Annotated in this window: 15 protein-coding genes; 3 read left to right on the forward strand and 12 right to left on the reverse strand. The window is 73.0% G+C overall.

The window, feature by feature from the left end; all coding sequences use genetic code 11:
• Window positions 1-13: 13 nt before the first annotated feature.
• From I847_RS21945 to I847_RS0104770, 8 genes are all read right to left on the reverse strand, one after another.
• A complete protein-coding gene (locus I847_RS21945) occupies window positions 14-1,696 on the reverse strand; it encodes a ComEC/Rec2 family competence protein (protein ID WP_051274437.1) in 1,683 nt (560 codons plus the stop codon).
• Complete coding sequence (locus I847_RS27330; protein ID WP_231384073.1) at window positions 1,693-2,700, reverse strand: ComEA family DNA-binding protein; 1,008 nt, start codon at window positions 2,698-2,700, stop codon at window positions 1,693-1,695. The genes I847_RS21945 and I847_RS27330 overlap by 4 nt, the downstream gene beginning before the upstream one ends.
• 114 nt (window positions 2,701-2,814) lie before the next feature.
• The gene (locus tag I847_RS0104745) at window positions 2,815-3,774 is read right to left on the reverse strand and encodes a DegV family protein (protein WP_028048778.1); all 960 of its coding nucleotides are present in this window, start codon (window positions 3,772-3,774) and stop codon (window positions 2,815-2,817) included.
• Window positions 3,771-6,680, reverse strand: coding sequence for a leucine--tRNA ligase (gene leuS / locus I847_RS0104750; RefSeq protein ID WP_028048779.1), 2,910 nt, complete (start codon window positions 6,678-6,680; stop codon window positions 3,771-3,773). The genes I847_RS0104745 and leuS overlap by 4 nt, the downstream gene beginning before the upstream one ends.
• 67 nt (window positions 6,681-6,747) lie before the next feature.
• Window positions 6,748-7,986 (reverse strand): MFS transporter, encoded by a 1,239-nt coding sequence (locus I847_RS0104755; RefSeq protein WP_028048780.1) that lies wholly within the window; start codon window positions 7,984-7,986, stop codon window positions 6,748-6,750.
• 81 nt (window positions 7,987-8,067) lie between these two features.
• Window positions 8,068-8,763 carry a metal-dependent transcriptional regulator gene (locus I847_RS0104760; protein ID WP_028048781.1) on the reverse strand — a complete coding sequence of 232 codons (696 nt, stop codon included), beginning with the start codon at window positions 8,761-8,763 and terminating at the stop codon, window positions 8,068-8,070.
• Between the two features lie 55 nt (window positions 8,764-8,818).
• Complete coding sequence (locus I847_RS27335) at window positions 8,819-10,552, reverse strand: metallophosphoesterase (RefSeq protein WP_028048782.1); 1,734 nt, start codon at window positions 10,550-10,552, stop codon at window positions 8,819-8,821.
• A 42-nt stretch (window positions 10,553-10,594) separates the two neighbouring features.
• Window positions 10,595-11,371: an LLM class F420-dependent oxidoreductase gene (locus tag I847_RS0104770; RefSeq protein WP_028048783.1), complete on the reverse strand. Its 777-nt coding sequence runs from the start codon at window positions 11,369-11,371 to the stop codon at window positions 10,595-10,597.
• A 77-nt stretch (window positions 11,372-11,448) separates the two neighbouring features.
• Between I847_RS0104770 and I847_RS0104775 the strand changes: the two genes are divergently transcribed.
• Together I847_RS0104775 and I847_RS21955 are read left to right on the forward strand one after the other, a co-directional pair.
• Complete coding sequence (locus I847_RS0104775; RefSeq protein WP_028048784.1) at window positions 11,449-11,817, forward strand: VOC family protein; 369 nt, start codon at window positions 11,449-11,451, stop codon at window positions 11,815-11,817.
• A gap of 89 nt (window positions 11,818-11,906) precedes the next feature.
• Complete coding sequence (locus I847_RS21955; protein ID WP_051274439.1) at window positions 11,907-12,755, forward strand: CHAD domain-containing protein; 849 nt, start codon at window positions 11,907-11,909, stop codon at window positions 12,753-12,755.
• Between the two features lie 3 nt (window positions 12,756-12,758).
• On the opposite strand, the gene I847_RS0104785 is transcribed toward I847_RS21955, so the two are convergent.
• From I847_RS0104785 to I847_RS0104800, 4 genes are read right to left on the reverse strand one after another with little or no spacing between them, the layout of a single operon-like run.
• A complete protein-coding gene (locus I847_RS0104785) occupies window positions 12,759-13,697 on the reverse strand; it encodes a VOC family protein (RefSeq protein WP_081680490.1) in 939 nt (312 codons plus the stop codon).
• A gap of 29 nt (window positions 13,698-13,726) precedes the next feature.
• Complete coding sequence (locus tag I847_RS0104790) at window positions 13,727-14,362, reverse strand: hypothetical protein (protein WP_028048786.1); 636 nt, start codon at window positions 14,360-14,362, stop codon at window positions 13,727-13,729.
• 16 nt (window positions 14,363-14,378) lie between these two features.
• The gene (locus I847_RS0104795; protein WP_028048787.1) at window positions 14,379-16,925 is read right to left on the reverse strand and encodes an ABC transporter permease; all 2,547 of its coding nucleotides are present in this window, start codon (window positions 16,923-16,925) and stop codon (window positions 14,379-14,381) included.
• Window positions 16,925-17,662, reverse strand: a complete 738-nt coding sequence (locus tag I847_RS0104800; protein ID WP_028048788.1) for an ABC transporter ATP-binding protein — start codon at window positions 17,660-17,662, stop codon at window positions 16,925-16,927. The genes I847_RS0104795 and I847_RS0104800 overlap by 1 nt, the downstream gene beginning before the upstream one ends.
• Before the next feature lie 215 nt (window positions 17,663-17,877).
• On the opposite strand from I847_RS0104800, the gene I847_RS0104805 reads away from it, so the two are divergent.
• Window positions 17,878-19,326, forward strand: a complete 1,449-nt coding sequence (locus I847_RS0104805; RefSeq protein ID WP_028048789.1) for a DEAD/DEAH box helicase — start codon at window positions 17,878-17,880, stop codon at window positions 19,324-19,326.
• Window positions 19,327-19,420 lie beyond the last annotated feature (94 nt).

The following is a 19,420-nucleotide window of genomic DNA, read 5'->3' on the forward strand; positions in this document are numbered from 1 at the left end:
AGCCTGCCAGACCTCACCGACAGCGTCGGGCGACGAGCAGCCGCGCCACGCTCAGTGCCGTGACCGTGAGCAGGACGATCCCGACGACACCGGGTTGCCAGGCGACCTGTGCGCCCGGAGCGGCAGCGGCCACACGGGCGACAGCCCCGATCCACCAGCACGCTGCACCTGCGCCCAGCGCGAGCAGCTGCGCGCCCCACGGCCACCACGACGCTAGAGCGCCTGCCGCCAGCCCCAGCACGGTCGCGGGTGCCACAGCCGGCGCGACGAGCAGGTTCGCCGGGATCGCGTACGTCGCCACCGACGGGGTGGCCAGCAGGCTCGCCGGCGCGCAGACGAGCTGAGCGGCGACCGGCAGCGCGAGGACCTGCGCGACCGGCCGGCCGCACCGGCCCGACCAGCGCTGCGCGAGGGGGCCGCCCAGAAGCACGAGACCACCTGTCGCGAGGACCGACAGCAGGAAGCCGAGCTCGCCGGCCAGCCACGGGTCGCTCACCAGCAGGACGACGACCGAGGCGAAGAGCGCGGGCGGTGCCCTGTGCGGACGCCCGAGGAGCAGGCCGCCCGCCGCGACGAGCCCCATGGCCGCCGCACGAACGACGCTCGGCGACGGATGCACCAGGGTCACCATGGCGGCCATCGCTGTCACCACCAGCGCGACCCGCATTCCGCGCGGAAGGCGTGCTGCCGTCGCGAGGGTCAGCACGAGGACCGCGACCAGAGAGAAGTGCGCTCCCGAGACCGCCGTGACGTGCGTCAGGCCCGCGACGCGCATGTCCGCCGCCAGGTCGGTCGGCACGCCGCTCGTGTCGCCGACCGTCACCCCGGGAAGGAGCGCTCCGGCGTCGCCGGGCAGCGGGCGCGCGAGATCGGCGACGTCCTGGCGGACGACCCCGGCGACAGCGTCCCAGGGCCCCGGGTCGCCGAGGAGCTCAGGTGCGGCGCTGGTCAGGAGCACCGCCACCAGCCGCGCACCGCGGGTGCTGGGCTGCAACCGCCCGACGACCCGGACGCGCGCGCCGAACCGCGCGCTCGCGAGTGCGGGCGGTCCGAGGACGAGGACCTGACCCACGGCACCGGACGCCCGGCCGCGGGCGGAGATCGTCCCGACCGCGACGACGCACCGGGCGCGGGGCGGTGCACCGGGCCAGGCGGGCGGCAGGACGGCAGGCTCACCGACCACCCGCCCCGTCAGCACCGCGGCCGACTGCGTCGCCGCGAGCCGTGGGAGCAGACCCAGGGCGCGGACATGGGTCTGCTCGGCGCCCGCACCGAGGACGGCGGCAACCGCCAGGAGCGCGAGGGCGACGGTGGGAGCCACGCCGGGTGCCGCTGGACCCCGTCGAGCGACGGCTGACCGCGCACGGGATGTCGCACGGCGGGACCGAGCCGGCGACTCGGGCCCGCATAGTCGCGGCGCCGCGGAGGAATCTGGGAGTGCGGAGGCGTCGACGACCGAGCGGTCGGTCGGACCGCGGGGTGTCTCCACGCGCATCTGCCGCCCACCCGAGCGGCGAACAGCGGCGCCGGCCGCCACGACGACCAGGCACGCGCCGGCGACGAGAGCAGCGGTCGACGGCGCCGTGCGGACGACGGCGAGTGCGGCGAGCCACGAACCGAGCGCAGCGGCCGCCAGGCGCAGGTCCACGGTCACCGTCGGCTCGCGGTCGTCGGGTGGCGTCTCGAGCGTCGTCACACGCGCACCAGGTCCCGAAGGCGGTCGAGCAGCGTGGGGCCGATGCCACTCACGTCGCCGAGATCGTCGACGGATGCGTACGGCCCCTCGTCCCGGTGGGCGACGATCCGAGCGGCGAGCACCGGCCCGATCCCCGGGAGCGCGTCGAGCGCAGCCGCGTCCGCCGTGTTCAGGTCCACCCGGTCGTCGGCCGAGGCGGCGGGGACGCCGGGCGCGGGAGTGTCCCCGGGCCGCGGAACCACGATCTGTTCGCCGTCGACGATCAAGCGTGCGAGGTTGAGCGAGCCGACCTCCGCGTCCGGCGCGGTGCCGCCCGCTGCGGCGACCGCGTCGACGACGCGTGACCCGGCCGGCAGTCGGACGACGCCCTGGGTCCTCACCGCGCCGACCACGTCGACGACCACGGGCGCCGCGGGCGACGTCTGCGCACCGGGTGTCCCGGTAGACGACTGGGTGCCCGCGGGCGCCGGTACCGGCAGAGCGACGGGTGGGCCTGGAGCCGCGGACGCGGCGCGCAGCGCGACGCCGCCGGCCAGGAGCAGAACGGTGGCCCCGGCGACGCCGACGAGCCGCCAGGACACCGACCAGCGCACCCGCCGCCGCGGATACCTGCCGAGCGGTGTGCCGTGCGTGACGGCGTACGAGCCTGCTGCTGCGCGCAGAGCGGCCGTCGAGCGGGTCGGTGGTCGGAGCTCCGGGACCAGGCCGTCAGCGCGGCCCGGCCAGGCGTGGACCGACGGCGACGGCACGGGCGGCGGGCCGAGCGGTACGACGGGCAGCGCGTCGGGCGGAGCGACGGGCAAGGCGGCGAGCGGTACGACGGACGGCGCGTCGAGCGGAGCGACGGGCAGCCCGTCCGTCGGTCGCGCGCCGTCCGGGTCGGAGCCGCTCGGGCCGTCGAGGCTCGGCACCCACCCGGGGTGGGGACCACGACCGGGCGATGCGCTCACCGCGTCGAGGCGCTCACGGACCGCGCGGGTCAGCTCACGGTCTCGGCGCAGCACCTGGTGACCGTAGGTCGCCGGGCCCGGTCAGCGATCCGCACAGGCGCGATCCGCGGACGGGGTGGATGAGCGCAGGTGGCTGTGGTCGGCTCGGCGACCGCAGCCGTCCGGGCCTCAGGCGTCGGCGACGACGATGCCGAGCACGCCGGGCCCCGCGTGCGCGGCCAGGACGGCGCTCGACTCGCTGACCACGGCTTCGACCAGCCGGTCGCCGAGAGCAGCGACGAGCTCGTCAGCGAGCGCCTGCGCCATCTCGGGCTGCCGGAGATGGTGCACGGCGATGCGCGCCTGCGGGCGCCCGGAGGCGTCGGCGAGAGCGAGGGCGACGAGCCGGTCCCGGCCGGCGCGGCGCGTGCGGACCTTCTCGAGCAGCGCGACGCTCCCGTCGGAGAGCGTCAGGATCGGCCGGAGACCGAGCACCGTGCCCAGAGCCGCCGCCGGGGCGCTGAGCCGGCCGCCGCGTCGCAGGTGGTCGAGCGAGTCGACCAGGAACCAGACGCGCGCGGACTCGGCCGTGCGGTGGGCACGGGACGCCACCTCCGCCGCCGCAGGAGCGACCGGCGCGACGCGGTGGCGGTCCTGCCACCACGAGCGCGCGGCCGCCAGCCGGCCGGTCGTCGAGGCGGGCTCGGCTGGCTCCGGGAGCGCGGCGAAGCGGGCGGCCTCGACGACGGCGAACCCGAGAGCCATGCCGACGGCGCGGGAGTCGACGACCTGCACCGGCACCGGGGAGGATGCGGCCGCGAGCCGCGCTGCGCGGACGGTGCCCGACAGCTCCCCGGACAGGTGCACGGAGACGATCTCCCGCGCCCCGGCCGCGGCAGCCCGCTCGTAGGCCGCCGCGAACGCCGCAGGCGGTGGCTGCGAGGTGGTGACCTTGCGGGACCCCTGGGTCAGCGCGCCGAGCAGCTCGGGGGCGGTGATGTCGACGCCCTCGACGTGCTCGACGCCGTCCACGATCACGTCGAGCGGGACCACGCCGATCCCCCAGCGCTCCGCGACCCCGTCGGGCAGCGACGCGGTGGAGTCGGTGACGACCGCGACCCAGGCAGGTGGTTCCGGCCGGCGGCTCAGACCGGCACCACGTTGACCAGCCTGGGCGCGCGGACGATGACCGTCCGGATGTCCCGGCCGTCCAGCGCCCGCTGCACGCCCGCGTCGGCGAGCGCCAGGGCGCGCAGGTCGTCGTCGGAGGCGTCGACGGGGACCTCGGCACGGCCGCGCACCTTGCCCTGCACCTGAAGGATGCAGGTGACGGTGTCCTCGACCAGGTACCCGGGATCGGCGACGGGGAACGGCTCGTGCGCGAGCGAGCCGTCGTGGCCGAGCCGCTGCCACAGCTCCTCGGCGACGTGCGGCGCGACGGGCGCGGTCATTAGGACCAGCGGCTCGACGGCCGCCCGGGGCGTCGTCGGCAGGGTGGTCAGGTGGTTGTTCAGCACGATCAGCTTGGCGATGGCGGTGTTGATGCGCATCGCCGCCATGTCCGTGGTGACGTCGGCGATCGTGCGGTGCAGGACCCGCAACGTCTCGTCCGACGGCTCGTCGTCCGTGACGACGAGGTCACCCGTGCGCTCGTCGACGACGTTGCGCCACAAACGCTGCAGGAACCGCTGCGACCCGACGACGGCCCGGGTCTCCCACGGACGCGACAGGTCGAGCGGGCCCATCGACATCTCGTACACGCGCAGCGTGTCGGCGCCGTACTCGGCATACATGTCGTCGGGCGTCACCATGTTCTTCAGCGACTTGCCCATCTTCCCGTACTCGCGGTTGACGGGTTCGCCGCGCCACGAGAACCCGGTCTCGACGGACGCGTCCTCGACGACCTCGTCCGCCGGCACGTGCACGCCGCGGGCGTCGGTGTAGGCGTACGCCTGGATGTAGCCCTGGTTGAACAGCTTGTGGAACGGCTCGCCGCTGGCGACGTGCCCCAGGTCATGCAGCACCTTGTGCCAGAACCGCGCGTAGAGCAGGTGCAGGACGGCGTGCTCGACGCCGCCGACGTAGAGGTCGACGCCACCGATCGAGCCGGGCTTCTGCTCCCCGTGGCCGGGGCCCATCCAGTACCGCTCGAGGGCCGGGTCGACGAGCGTGACGTCGCTCGTCGTGTCGAGGTAGCGCAGGTAGTACCAGCAGGAACCCGCCCAGTTGGGCATCGTGTTCGTGTCGCGACGGTAGACCTTGGGTCCGTCGCCCAGGTCGAGCGTGACGTTGACCCAGTCCTCGTTGCGACCCAGCGGCGGCTCGGGGGTGGAGTGCGCGTCGTCGGCGTCGAACGTGCGCGGCGAGTAGTCGGGCACGTCCGGCAGGTTGACCGGCAGGGCCGAGTCGGGGACGGCCAGCGGCAGGTCGTGCTCGTCGTAGACGATGGGGAACGGCTCGCCCCAGTAGCGCTGGCGGCTGAAGAGCCAGTCACGCAGGCGGTACGTGACGGTTCCCTCGCCGACGCCGCGCGCGGCGAGCCAGTCGGTGATCGCGGACTTCGCCTCGGGGACCGACAGCCCGTCCAACGAGATCTCGTCGTTCGACGAGTTGATCGTGCGTCCGTCGCCGGTGCGCGCCCCCGGCGGGGTGCCCTCGGGTGCGTCGACCGTGTACACGATCGGCAGGTCGAACGCCTCGGCGAACGCGAAGTCGCGCTCGTCGCCACCCGGGACGGCCATGATCGCGCCGGTGCCGTAGCCCATGAGGACGTAGTCCGCCGTGAAGACGGGCAGCAGGTCGCCGTTGACGGGGTTCGTGGCCAGGTGCCCGGTGAACACGCCGGTCTTGCGGCCCGCGTCCGCCTGCCGCTCGACCGCTGTCTTGGCCGCCGACTCGGCGCGGTAGGCCGCAACCGCGTCGATCGGCGAGTCGTGGCCGCCGGTCCACACGTCCTTGGTTCCGTCAGGCCACGCCGCGGGAACCTCGTCGAGCAGCGGGTGCTCCGGGGCGACGACGACGAACGTGGCGCCGAACAGCGTGTCCGGGCGCGTGGTGAACACCTCGACCTGGTCACCGCCCTGGACCGCGAACGTGACGCGCGCACCGTGCGAGCGACCGATCCAGTTGCGCTGCATCGCCCTGACCTTGTCGGGCCAGTCGATGAGCTCGAGGTCGTCCACGAGCCGGTCGGCGTAGGCCGTGATCCGCATGTTCCACTGCCGCAGGCTGCGCTGGAACACCGGGAAGTTGCCGCGCTCGGAGCGCCCGTCCGAGGTGACCTCCTCGTTGGCCAGCACGGTGCCCAGACCCGGACACCAGTTGACCGGCGTCTCCGAGACGTAGGCCAGGCGGTGCGTGTCCAGGACGCGACGCCGCTCGACTGGATCGAGCGACGCCCACTCTGTGCCGTCCGGGGTGCTCCGCACCCCCGAGTCGTACTCCGCGACGAGCTCCGCGATCGGACGGGCACGGCCGAGACCGCCGTCCGGGCGCACCGCGGTCTCGTCGTACCAGGACTCGAAGATCTGCAAGAAGATCCACTGCGTCCAGCGCACGTACGCGGGGTCGATCGTCGCGAAGGTGCGGCGCGAGTCGTGCGCCAGGCCCAGGCGCCGGAGCTGGCGCTTCATGATGACGATGTTCGCCTCGGTGGTGGTGCGCGGGTGCTGACCCGTCTGGACCGCGAACTGCTCGGCCGGGAGGCCGAAGGCATCGAAGGCGAGCGCGTGCAGGACGTTGTCGCCCTGCATCCGACGGAACCGGCCGACGACGTCGGTGCCGATGTAGCCCAGCGGGTGCCCGATGTGCAGGCCCGCGCCCGAGGGGTACGGGAACATGTCCATCACGAAGAACGCCGGTTGCGAGGGGTCCGCGTTGCGTCCGTGGCCGTCCGTCAGGCCGCCGACGGGGTTGGCGGCGAAGAACGTGCCGCGCTGCTCCCACTCGTCCTGCCAGCGGAGCTCGATCTCGCGCGCGAGGTCGGCCGTATAGCGGAACGGGACGTCGTCGGACGTCGTCGGGGCGGTGGTGTCGGGAGCGTCCTGCGAGGTCACCCGTCGAGTTTACCGGGCGGTGCACGGCTCAGGTCGCCGCTCGGGTGCCCCGGACGGCGTGCTCAGGTCAGCGGGAGCTCAGCTCGGGCGTGAGGTCTCGCACAGCGTCTTCGGTGCTCGTCGGCGCAGACGGCGTCCCTACGAACGACGGCGGAGCCCCCCGACCGGCCGCGAGAACCACGATCAGCCCCATCGCCGTGAGGCCCGCGCCGACCCACGCGGGGGCGAGGTAGCCCATCCCGCCGGCGATGACGAGACCGCCGACGAACGCCCCCGCGGCGTTGCCGAGGTTGAGCGCCGAGTGGCACAGCGCCGCACCGAGCGACGGCGCGGCGGGCGAGACGTCCATGAGCCGCGTCTGGAGCGAGAGGCCGAGGACCTGCGACGTCACCCCGAGCATCACGAGCGCGAGCACCGCGGGAACCGGGTACGAGCCGACGAGGGCGATGACGACGAGCACGACGATCGTGGCGACCATGCTCCCGATCACGGTGCCGAGCACCGACCGGTCCGCGAGGCGTCCGCCGACCATGGTGCCGATCGTCATGCCGATGCCGTAGAGCGCGAGGACCACCGGGACGAGCCCGACCCCCAGGCCGGTCACCTCGGTGAGCAGCGGCTTCACGTAGGAGTACACGGCGAACATGCCGCCGAAGCCGATCGCGCCGGCGCCGAAGGCGATCCACAGCCGGCTGTTGCGCAGCGCCGAGACCTCCGTCCGCACGGTGGTGCCCTCGACGACGGGCAGCGACGGCGTCCACGCCCACAGCGCAGCCAGCGTCAGCAGGCCGAGGACGCCCACCCCGACGAACGACCAGCGCCAACCGACCGTGTCGCCGACGACCGACGTCAGCGGGACGCCGACCGCGCACGCGATCGTCAGACCGGCCATCATCGCGGCAACGGCGCGGCCGCGGCGTTCGATGCCGACCACGGCGACTCCCATCACGGCGCCGACCCCGAAGAAGATGCCGTGCGGCAGCCCTGCGAGGAACCGGAAGGCGACCAGCGTCCGCATGCTCGGCGCGAGTGCGGAGAGGATGTTGCCGACGACGAACGCGGACATGAGCAGGAGCAGGAGCCTGCGTCTGTCCATCCGGGCGCTGAGCACCGCGATCGTCGGTGCGCCGACGACGACGCCGAGCGCGTACGCGGTGATGGCGTGCCCGGTCGTCGGGATGGGAGCCCCGAGGTCCGTCGCGATCTCGGGCAGCATCCCCATGGTCGCGAACTCGGTGGTGCCGATGCAGAAGCCCCCGAGGGCGAGCGCGAAGAGCGCCGCGCGGGCGCGTGCGGTTGACAGCACGTGGCTCCTCCGGAACGAATCGATTCGACAAGGCGGCGGAGGCGCGTCGTCGACAACTCCGGTGGATGCCTAGAGCCTACGTCACGGCGCCGGGACCAGCCAGATCGCCCGCCCGGCGACCTCGCCGAGATCCACGGTCCGCCGCCCCTGCGCGCCGCCCGGACCGACGGACACGGAGATCACCCCGGCGACGGCGCGTCGCTCCACCACCGTCAGCGGTGCGTCGAGCACCAGACCGACGGTGTCGACGTACCTCAGCAGCTCGGGATCGGCGTCCGAGATCCGCGCGACGGCCCACTCCCCGGTCGGCGCGTCCCAGAGCAGGGTCGCGGGTGGCACCTGGATCGAGCCGTCCGCCGCGGGGATCGGGTCACCGTGCGGGTCGCGTCGAGGATGCCCCAGCTGGGCGGCGATCCGCTCGACGAACACGTCCGAGACGGCGTGCTCGAGGATCTCTGCCTCGTCGTGCACCTCGTCCCAGCCGTACCCGAGCACCTCCACCAGGAACGTCTCGATGAGCCGGTGCCTGCGGACCACCGCCAGGGCGTGCCGCTCGCCGTCGGGGGTGAGCTCGACGGCGCCGTAGGGCTCGTGCGTCACCAGCCCGCTGTCCGCAAGCCGACGGACGGTCTCCGAGACGGTCGACGGACCGACGCCCAGCCGGGCAGCCAGCATCTTGGTGGTGACGGGCTGCGTGGACCACTCGCGCGCCGACCAGACGACCTTGAGGTAGTCCTGCGTGACGGCGCTCAGCTCGGGCGTGGTCGGCGTGCTCACGCGCCCAGCCTAGACAGGCACACTCCCAGCACCCGGCGACGCTCGCCGCGGCCGCTCACACCGGGGTCCGACCGAACGGCGAGCCAGGGACGGCGGGTCCGACCGTCACGGACGGCCACCGCGTCCGGGGCGAGACGCTCGCCGTCGTGTCCGGCCGAACCTCCACCACCTGGTAGTCGACGAAGCGCCGGGACGTGCGGTCCCACCGCAGCACGGTCATCTCGGCGACGCCGTGGAGCGGTCCGACGGTGGGTTGGCCGAGGGTCGCCCCGGCGGTGCTCGAGCTGATGTAGCGCACGCCCCGACCGGTGCGCTCGGGTCCGTAACGCCGATGCAGATGCCCCGAGATCTGCGCGGGCGAGCAGCCGCGGGCGAGGGTGTCGTCGCCGACGGTCGGGGTGTGGATGAGCAGGAGGTCGACGCCGTCGTGGTCGCCGCACGCGGTCCGCGCGAGCCGGGCCGCCTCGTGGTCGGCGGACTCCTTGGAGGCCAGAGCCGTTCCGCCGGCCCCGACACGGGTCTCGTTCGGGTCGCGGTCCCCCAGGACCCGGAGGCCGTCGACCGACACCACCGACCCGTCCAGGACCGTGGCTCCGGCCCGGGCGTAGCGCTTGGAGGTCTCCCGCGAGTCGTGGTTCCCCGGCGACGTGACGAGCTCGACGTCCTTCGGGATGGCCCGCGCGAACGTGGTCACGCAGTACTGCTCGACGCTCGTGCCGTTCAGCGTGGTGTCCCCCGCGTCGAGCACGAGATCGGCGCCCGACCGCTTGACGAGAGTGCTGATCAGGGGCGCCATCCCCACGTTGCAGTGCAGGTCGGAGATGAGGACGACGGTCAGCAGGTCCTCCTCGTCGATCTGGTCGGCACCCTCGGTCGCCTGGCCGGAGGGCGCGGGCGACGGTCCGAGCGACGACTCGGGCGACGGTCCGAGCGACGGTCCGGACGACGGCTCGGACGACGGTCCGGACGACGGTCCGGACGACGAGGCCGCCGGCGCGGGCCGGACCTCCGCCCGCTGGTCGATCTTCGCCTGCCGCACGTCCCACGCGGCTTCGAGCGAGGTGTTGGCCTTGGCGTAGAACTCCTCGTTCATGCGCAGCTGCGAGATCACCTGGCTCCCGTACGTGTCGATGACGCCGCCCAGCCGACCCGTCACCTCCGCACCCTCCAGCGGCGTGCCGTCGAACACCGCCGACGCCGTGTGCGAGGCGATCGGCTTGTCGCCGCCCTCGCTCGAGGTGAGCACCAGTGCGCCGACGAGGACCAGGGCCGTGGCCACGAAGGAGGCGCGCAGATGCGGCTCAGCCCGGTCGTGCAGCTCCTGCCACCGCACCCGTCCCACGAGCAACCGCACGAGCCACCAGGCTCCGACGAGCCCCGCGAACGCCAGCAGGGTGCGCACCGCGGCGTCGAGCACGAGCGCTCGTGCGACGTCCTGGACGGTGGCCTGAGGCCCGGAGAAGAACTGGAGGTAGGACTGCAGGTCCCCGCTGAGCGCCTCGAGCGTCTTGGCCTGGCCGAGCTGCGTGACCGACGCCGGGATCTCCTGCACGGTGACACGCACGCCGAGGGTCAGCGGCAGCGGTGAAGCGATCCGCAAGGTGCCCAGCGGCCCGAGGTCGATGGTGACGGTGCCGTCCGTCGTGACGTCGTACCGCGCCTCGTGCGGTCCGAGGCTGCTCTCCACGGACGCGGTCGAGACCCCGTACACGAGCGCCAGGAGCAGAGCCCCGAGGGTGAGCAGCACACGCCGACCCCACCTGGGCTCAGTGCGGCTGGCTGGACTCATCGCCTCCGAGCCTAGGCGCGCCGGCCGACGTCGGACGAGGCGTCACCCACGTGCGTCGCGCCAGGTCACCCACTGCTCGACGAGCGAGAGGTCGTAGTCCGGTCCGCTCGCGCCGACGGTGAAGAGCGTGACGCCGGCGGCGAGGAGCTCGTCCGCGACCGCGCTCGGGGGTGCGCCGACCCCGACGGACCGCTCGACCAGGCTGGCGGTGTCCCGCCCGACGGCCGCACCGTGCTCGTCCAGGATCGCGCTCTTGCGCGTCAGCGTGTTGACGTCGCCGAACGAGTGCCACGCGTCCGCGTGCTCGGCGACGACCCGCAACGTCTTGCGCTCGCCGCCCCCGCCGATCAGCACGGGGATGTCCCGCGTCGGGACCGGGTTCGACGCGGCCCAGCGCGCCTTGATCCGCGGGAGCGCCTGCGCGAGGTCCGCGATCCGGCTGCCCGCCGTCCCGAACTCGTACCCGAACTGGTCGTAGTCCTTCTCGAACCATCCGGCGCCGATCCCGAGGATCAGGCGGCCCCCGCTGATGTGGTCGACGGTCCGGGCCATGTCCGCGAGCAGCTCGGGGTTGCGGTACGAGTTGCACGTGACGAGCGCGCCGATCTGCACGCGGCTGGTCTGCTCCGCCCAGGCGCCGAGCATGGTCCAGCACTCGAAGTGCTTGCCGTCCGGGTCGCCGTTGAGCGGGAAGAAGTGGTCCCAGTTGAAGATCACGTCGACGCCGAGGTCCTCCGCGCGACGCACGGCGTCGCGGATCTGGGCGTACTCGGCGTGCTGCGGCTGGAGCTGGACTCCGATGCGGATGGGGTTCGTCATGCGTCGAGCCTACGTACAGGACGGCGGATGACCTCTTCTCGGACGATGCTCGAGGGACGACCCGAGAGGAGCACACCATGGACATGAAGATCGAGCTGGTGCCCATCCCCGTCGCGGACCTGGACCGCGCCAAGGCGTTCTACGTGGACCAGGTGGGCTTCCACGACGACCACGACATCACCGTCAACGACGACCTGCGGTTCGTGCAGCTGACACCGCCCGGGTCGGCGTGCTCGATCGTGCTGGACCTCAACATCACGCCGATGGCGCCCGGTGCCGTGCAGGGGCTGCAGGTGGTCGTGGACGACGCCGACGCTGTGCGCACCCACCTCCTCGCGAACGGCGTGGAGGCCTCCCCTGTCGAGGAGATGCCCTGGGGTCGGTTCACCTACTTCACCGACCCGGACGGGAACCGTTGGTCGGTGCAGCAGGCGGTGCCCCGCTAGGGGCGTCACACACGCCTCGCGACGTGCGCGATCGCCGTCCAGGGGCGCTCCTGGCACGCTCGTCCCATGACGCGATCCCGCGAGGCCTGATGGGAAACGACACCACCGCCGACGAGGACGTGCGCGCCTACGTCGCCAAGCACACGGCTCGGCTCGTCGAGGTCGAGCCCGGGCTCCGGGTGGGCGACCGGGATGCCGTGCACGACGCCCGGACCGCGAGCCGGCGGTTACGCACCGCCCTGGCGGTCTACGGGGCGGACGACGACCGGCTCCGGACGGTCCTGCGGGAGCTCGGTCACGCGCTCGGAGCGGCGCGCGACCCCGCCGTCGAGCTGCACGCCCTCCGCGGCGTCCTGCGAGCCCAGCCGCCGGACCTCGTGCGCGGCCCGGTCGCGCTGCGCATCGAGGAGGACCTCACCGCCACCGAGCAGGCGGGCCTCGACGAGCTGGGCGGCTGGCTCGCCTCCGGGTGGGCAGAGCTCGTTCACCTGCTCCACGACGCCGCCGAGGCCTCGTGGGCCGTGGACGATCTCCGCCGGGGCGCACGGCGCGCCTGGCGGCGCCTGGACCGCACGGTCGACGCGCTCGACGCAGCGGCACACGACGAGCGGGACGAGGCGTTGCACGAGGTCCGCAAGGCGGCGCGCCGAGCCCGCTACGCCAGCGAGGTGGCGTCCGGTGCGTTCGGTCGACCGGCTCACAAGAGCGCCAAGCGCGCCCACGCGCTGCAGGAGGTCCTGGGCGAGCAGCACGACGCGGTCGTTCGTCGCGAGACGCTCCGGCGCCTGAGCCTGCAGGCCGCCGCAGACGGCGAGGACACCTTCACCTACGGTCGGCTGCACGCGCTCGCGGAGCGGGCGGCGATCGCCGCGGAGCACGAGGCGCGTCCGCTCGTCGAGCGCGCCACGTCGCGTCGCCACCGGAGCTGGACCCGCTGACGCCTACGCGGCCGCGCTGACCCGCACCACGTTGCGCCAGGGGTCCTCGAACCGCAGGGTCTCGCCGTCGTGTGACGTCGGGAAGCCCGCGAACGCGACCCGGTCCGCGAGCGCACCGAGGTCGTCGGTCGTCGGCACCGCGATCCGCACCTCGCCGAGCCCGAGGGCAGAGGCGCGTGGGCCGGCGCCGGCGCTGTTCCAGGTGTTCATGGCGAGGTGGTGGTGATAGCCGCCCGCGGAGACGAACAGCGCACCGTGCCACTCGGCCGTGACGTCGAACCCGAGCGCGTCGACGTAGAAGGCCCGGGCCAAGGGCACGTCGCCGACGGACAGGTGTACGTGGCCGACCACGGCGCCGCCCGCGCCTGGCTGCTCCAGGAGCTCGTCGGTCAGGTTCCGGCCCAGGAAGGCGTTGGGGTCGAGCCGCAACGAGTCCATCTGGATACGCCCCTCGGCGTCCCGGTTCCACAGCGAGCGGGCGCGGTCCCAGTAGAGCTCGACGCCGTTGCCCTCCGGGTCGGTGAAGTAGAACGCCAGCGACACGAGGTGGTCCGCCGAGCCGACGTAGGACGTGGGCTCGCGCTGCGCGACGGAGGCGAGCGTCGCGGCGAGCCCGGCCTCGTCGTCGAACAGGATCGCGGTGTGGAAGAGGCCGGCGGCGCCGCGGAGGGCCGGGGGCAGGTCGGGAGTGTGCTGCAGGACCACGAGCGGGGTGCCGGCGCGGCCGAGCGTCACGGTCGCGGGGCCGGCCTCGAACCGGTCGCCCGGCCGGTCCAGCACCTCCAGCGCCAGTGCGTCGCGGTAGAACCGCAGCTGCCGGTCCAGGTCCCCGACCAGGAGCGTGACGGCGTCCATGCCGGTGCCCGCCGCGATCGAGTCGTGCGTGCGGCTCGGGGCGAACGGTACGGCGGCGCCCTGGCCGGGCGTGGGTGCGGTCGTCATGGCCACCTCAATGGTTGACGCTACAACCTTTATTCCTCGTCGGACCGGTGGTTGTGCCCGAGGCTGGTCAGGAACCGCGGTCCGTCGGCGGCCAGCTCGGCCTCGTAGTCCGCGGCCCAGGCGCCGTACGGCCGACCGGCGAGCGCGTCGTTCGCGAAGCGCCGGTCCGACGTCACCTCCGTCACGCAGAACGACGGGATCGTCAGGTCGGTGACGGGGCCCCCGCGCTCGACCTCGGCCACCATCAGCGGGGCGTTGGCTCCCGCGAACGTGTCGATCACCCAGCCGTCGTCGCCCAGCCAGACGGAGTGCCGGGTCTTGGCGACACGCGCGCCACCGCGGCGCACGAGCTCGAGCCCGACCGAGACGTCGAGCTCCCGCTCCGCCTCGTAGCGGGTCCCCTCGTTCATCGGGCCCTTCACGGTGATCGCGCTGAAGTCCATCCGGTCGCCGTACGCGTCGAGCAGCGCGAGCTCGTCGAGCGACGGCGTCAGCTCCAGACCCTCGACCGTCGCCTGCAGCCGGACCCGGATCGAGAAGCCGCCGTCGGACAGGACGTAGCTCTGCACGATCAGTGCCGGCGAGGTGTCGAGAAGCTCGCGGGGCAGGTCACGCACCCAGAACCGACGTTCGAACTCGAAGTCGCCGTACCCGGTGTCGCTCACCCTCCGAGGGTAGTCATCACTCGGTGGAGACGGCCTCGAGCACGGGCAGACGCGCCGCACGGACGGCCGGCCAGACCGCCGCGAGGACCCCGACCACGATCGCGAGCACCACCATGAGCCCGAGGCTCACCCACGGGATCGCGAGCGAGCGGAGCCCGACGTCGGAGAAGACCGTGGGCAGGGTCGACGCGAGCGCGACGCCCACGGCCAGCCCGACGAGCGTGCCGAAGACGGCGGTGAGCACCGACTCGACCGTGATGGTCGACCCCAGCTGCAGCCGTCCCAGGCCCACCGCACGCAGCAGCCCGATCTCGCGGGTGCGCTCGATGACGGACAGCGCCAGCGTGTTGATGATGCCGAGCACCGCGATGACGACCGAGAGGCCGAGCAGGGCGTAGAGGATCACGAGGACACGGTCGACCTGGTCGGCCAGCTGCGAGACGAACTGCTCGCTGTCCATGACGGAGACGACGACGTACGGCTTCACCGTCGCGGTCAGCTCGGCGCGCAGAGCCTCCACGTCGGCACCCTCCGCGGCGGTCACGAAGACGGTCGTGAGGAGCTGCTGGTTCGTCGGGACGAGCTCGTCGAGCACCTGCTGGCCGACGACGAGCGGGACCCCGAACGCGGGCGAGTCGATCACGGCGCCGATCTCGAGGTCCTCGGTCCCGCCCCCACCCACCACGGTGAGGGTGTCGCCGAGCGTCCAGTCCTGGTCGTCCATGGTCGTTCGCTGCACCGCGACCTGCCCGGCGGCGAGCGCGTCGTGGAACGCCCCCTCGACCACCTCGGTGTCGATGCTGCGGCCGACCGCGTCCGGGTCGATGCCCGTGATAGCGAAGGAGTCCTTGTCGACGAGCACCGAGGCCGTCGCGAACGCGTCCGCCGCCTGCACCTCGGGCAGCGCACGCACGTCCTCGACCGCCTGCGCCGGCACCGGCCCCTGCGCCGCCCCGCGCAGGATGTAGTCGGTGGTGGCCTCCCGGGAGACGATCGCGCTCGTGGAGGCCTGCGTCGTCGCGGCGATCACCGCAGCGGCCCCGACCAACGCCATCCCGATCATCAGCGCACCCGCGGTGTTCGCGGTCCGACGAGGGTTGCGCGTGACGTTGCCGCGCGCCAGCCGACCCACCGGACGCCAGCCGTCGAACGGGACCGCGAGCACCCGCAGGATGCCGCGCGCGAGGATCGGCGATGCCGCGAGCACGCCGATCACGACGGCGCCCGCGCCGTACCCGAGCATCGCCCCGGCGTGGTCGCCGGTGGGGTCCAGGAGCGCGGCGACGAGCGTCACGATCCCCGCGACCACCAGGGAACCGCCGACGATCGCCCGCCTGCGCAGCGAACGCTCCGGCACGGTGATCTCGTCGCGCAGGGCCTCGACCGGCGGGACGAGCGCCGCTCGCCGGGCGGGCAGGGCGGCCGCGAGCACGCTCACCAGCGTCCCGACGAGCACCGAGACGACGATCGTGAACCCGTCGAGCGGCACCTGGCCGGTCAGCTGCATGCCGACCCGACCGAGGACCCCACGGAGCAGCACGACGAGCCCCAGCCCACCGAGCACGCCCAGCACGCTGCCGAGCACCCCGACGATCGCCGCCTGCAGCACGATCGAGGTGAACACCTGCAGCGGCGATGCGCCGACCGCCCGCAGGAGGGCGAACTCGCGCATCCGCTGCCGAACCCACATCGAGAACGTGTTGCTGATGATGAACGCGCCGACGAACAGCGAGATCCCCGCGAAGACGAGCAGGAACGTGGTGATGAAGCCGAGGAGCGTCAGGACGTTCGCGATGGCCTCGTCGCGCATCGTGTCGCCCGTGATCACCTCGGCGAGGGAGTCGTCCTTCTCGACGACGGGCGCCAGCCGGTCGACGAGCTCCTGCTCCGAGACGCCGTCGTCGGCGAGCACCGAGATCGAGGGCACAGTCCTGTCGGGGGCGAACGCGGTCTGTCCGGTCTCCCCGTCGACGAACACGACGGTCGCCCCAGCCAGCGCGGAGCCGAGCGCCATCTCGCCGACGATCGTGACCGGGCGGACCTCCCCGGCGATCACGATGCTCGTCGAGTCCCCCAGCGCCAGACCGGAGGCCGCCAGCGTCGAGGTCTCGACGCCGACCTCCCCGGCGTTCATCGGCGCGCGCCCCGCGACCAGGTGCGCCGCCCGGCCGCGCTCGTCGTAGGCGAACCCCAGGCTCGGTGCCTGGGTGCTCTGCACCGCGGTCCCGTCGGCGCCCACCAGCACCACCGGCCCGGACAGGTCAGGGATCGCCGCGTGGACCCCGGGCACGTCCTCGATCTGGGGCACGAGCGAGAGCGGCACGGGGTTGCGCGGCGCCCCCGCCAGCACGTTCTGGTCGTCGTCGCCGCCGACCACGTCGGCGCCGCGCACGTACGCGTCACCGAGCGTCGTCGTCGAGACGATGTCCGAGAACGTCGAGCCGAGCATCGAGCGCAGCGCGAAGGTTCCGGCCACGAACGCCACACCCAACGCCACGGCCAGGACGGACAGGCAGAACCGCACCAGGTGCGCCCGCACCCCGCGCAGCGCGACGCGGACCACTAGCTCGCCGTGCGGATGCTGGCCAGCTGCGCCAGGACCGCGTCCGGGGTGGGGTCGCGCAGCTCGCCGACCAGTCGTCCGTCGGCGAGGAAGAGCACTCGGTGCGCGTACCCCGCCGAGGTCGGGTCGTGGGTCACCATCACCACCGACTGCCCGAGCTGGTCGACGCTGCGCCGCAGGAAACCGAGCACCTCGGCGCTCGCGGTGCTGTCGAGGTTGCCCGTCGGCTCGTCGGCGAACACGACAGCCGGCCGGCTCACCAGGGCCCGCGCGCACGCCACACGTTGCTGCTGCCCGCCGGACAGCTCGCTCGGCTTGTGGTTCAGCCGGTCGCCCAGACCGAGCGTCGCGACGACGAGGTCCAGGTGGGTGCGGTCCACGGGCTTGCGGGCGATGTCGAGCGGGAGCGTGATGTTCTCGAGCGCCGTGAGCGTGGGCACGAGGTTGTACGCCTGGAAGATGAACCCGACCCGGGTGCGCCTCAGGGCCGTCAGCCTGCGCTCCGACATCGAGCTCACGGTCTCGCCGTCGACCACGACCGTGCCCGACGTCGGCTTGTCCAACCCCGCCAGGCAGTGCATGAGCGTGGACTTCCCCGAGCCGGACGGTCCCATGATGGCCGTGAGCTCACCGCGCACCAGGTCGACGTCGACGCCGTCCAGTGCCCGGACGGCCGTCGAGCCGGAGCCGTAGACCTTGCGCAGGTCCCGAGCCGCGGCGATCACCGTGCTGGTCATGCGTGCTCTTCCCCTCGTCGCAACGATCGTGCCTTGTGATGCTCGACACCGCGAACCCGTTCCACGACACCCGTATGAGAGACTGGTTCCACCACGGGCTGCGCAACTGCGCGCCCCGCGTCGTGGAGGTCCCCCGAGCACCCGCTCTGGTTGCTCTGGCGGCGGACCCCGACCAACTGTGCTCATGAAGAGCGCTGCCCGAGAGGCCGATATCTATGACTTCCTTCGTCGAACTTGGCGTGCCCTCTGCCCTGTCGTCCGCGCTCACGGACCAGGGCATCACCGCCCCCTTCCCCATCCAGACGGCCACGCTGCCCGACTCGCTGGCGGGTCGCGACGTCCTCGGCCGTGGCCGCACGGGCTCCGGCAAGACCCTGGCGTTCGCACTCCCCCTCGTCGCCCGTACCGCCGCCGGTGGCAAGGGCAAGGTAGCCCGACGCCCCCGCGCGCTGGTGCTGGCCCCGACCCGCGAGCTCGCCACGCAGATCGACGCCACCATCGCTCCGCTCGCCAAGGTCCTCGGTCTGAACACCACCGTGATCTTCGGCGGCGTGTCCCAGGGCCGTCAGGTCTCCGCGCTCAACGGAGGCGTCGACATCGTCGTCGCCTGCCCGGGCCGCCTGGAGGACCTGCTCAACCAGAAGCTGATCTCGCTGGAGGACGTGCAGATCACCGTTCTCGACGAGGCCGACCACATGGCCGACCTGGGCTTCCTGCCCGTCGTGAAGCGGATCCTCGACAAGACCCCGCCGCGCGGGCAGCGCCTGCTGTTCTCGGCGACCCTGGACAAGGGTGTCGACCAGCTGGTCAAGCGCTACCTGTCCAACCCGGTCGAGCACTCGGTCGACAGCGCCGAGTCGCCGGTCGCCGCGATGACCCACCACCTGTTCGAGGTCCGCGACGCCGACGCCAAGAAGGCCGTCGTGCACCACCTCGCCTCGGGCACCGGTCGCCGCGTGCTGTTCATGCGCACCAAGCACCAGGCCAAGAAGCTGGCCAAGCAGCTCACCATGGACGGCATCCCCGCCGTGGACCTGCACGGCAACCTGGCGCAGGCCGCTCGCGAGCGGAACCTCGAGGCGTTCTCCTCCGGGAGCGTCCGCGTGCTCGTCGCCACCGACATCGCCGCCCGCGGCATCCACGTCGACGACATCGAGCTCGTCGTGCACGTCGACCCGCCGGCCGAGCACAAGGCCTACCTGCACCGCTCGGGCCGCACGGCGCGTGCCGGTTCGGGTGGCGACGTCGTCACGGTGATCCTGCCCGAGCAGCGCGGCGACGTCCGTCAGCTCACGCGTGCCGCGAAGATCACGGCCACGCCCAGGCCGGTGAACGCCGGCGACGCCACGCTGACCAAGCTCGTCGGCGAGCAGGCGGAACCGGTGCGCTACGTCGCGCCCCCGGTCACGCAGCAGTCGTCCGGTGGCGGCGGTGCCCGTCGCGGTTCCGGTCGCGGCAACGGGTCGAGCCGTCAGGCGTCGGCTGCGGCCGGCGGCGCCGCCGCTTCGACCGGCGGTCAGCGACGTCAGTCCTCCGCCGGCGCCGCTGCCGGTGCCCCGTCGGGTCAGCGCCGTCGTCGTGGCGGCTCCGGTCGCGGCGGATCGGGCGGCGGTTCGGGTGCGTCGTCGTCCGGCGGCCCCCGCGTCGTGTACTCGCGCGGCTGATCCCGCGCCGCCAGAGGCCGGCCCTTGTCGGGCCGGCCTCTGGCGTATCCGCAGGTGGGCCCGCATGATGGGACTCTCCGACGCACTGGGAGCC

This window comes from Cellulomonas sp. URHD0024, assembly GCF_000426185.1.
Taxonomy (GTDB): domain Bacteria; phylum Actinomycetota; class Actinomycetes; order Actinomycetales; family Cellulomonadaceae; genus Cellulomonas.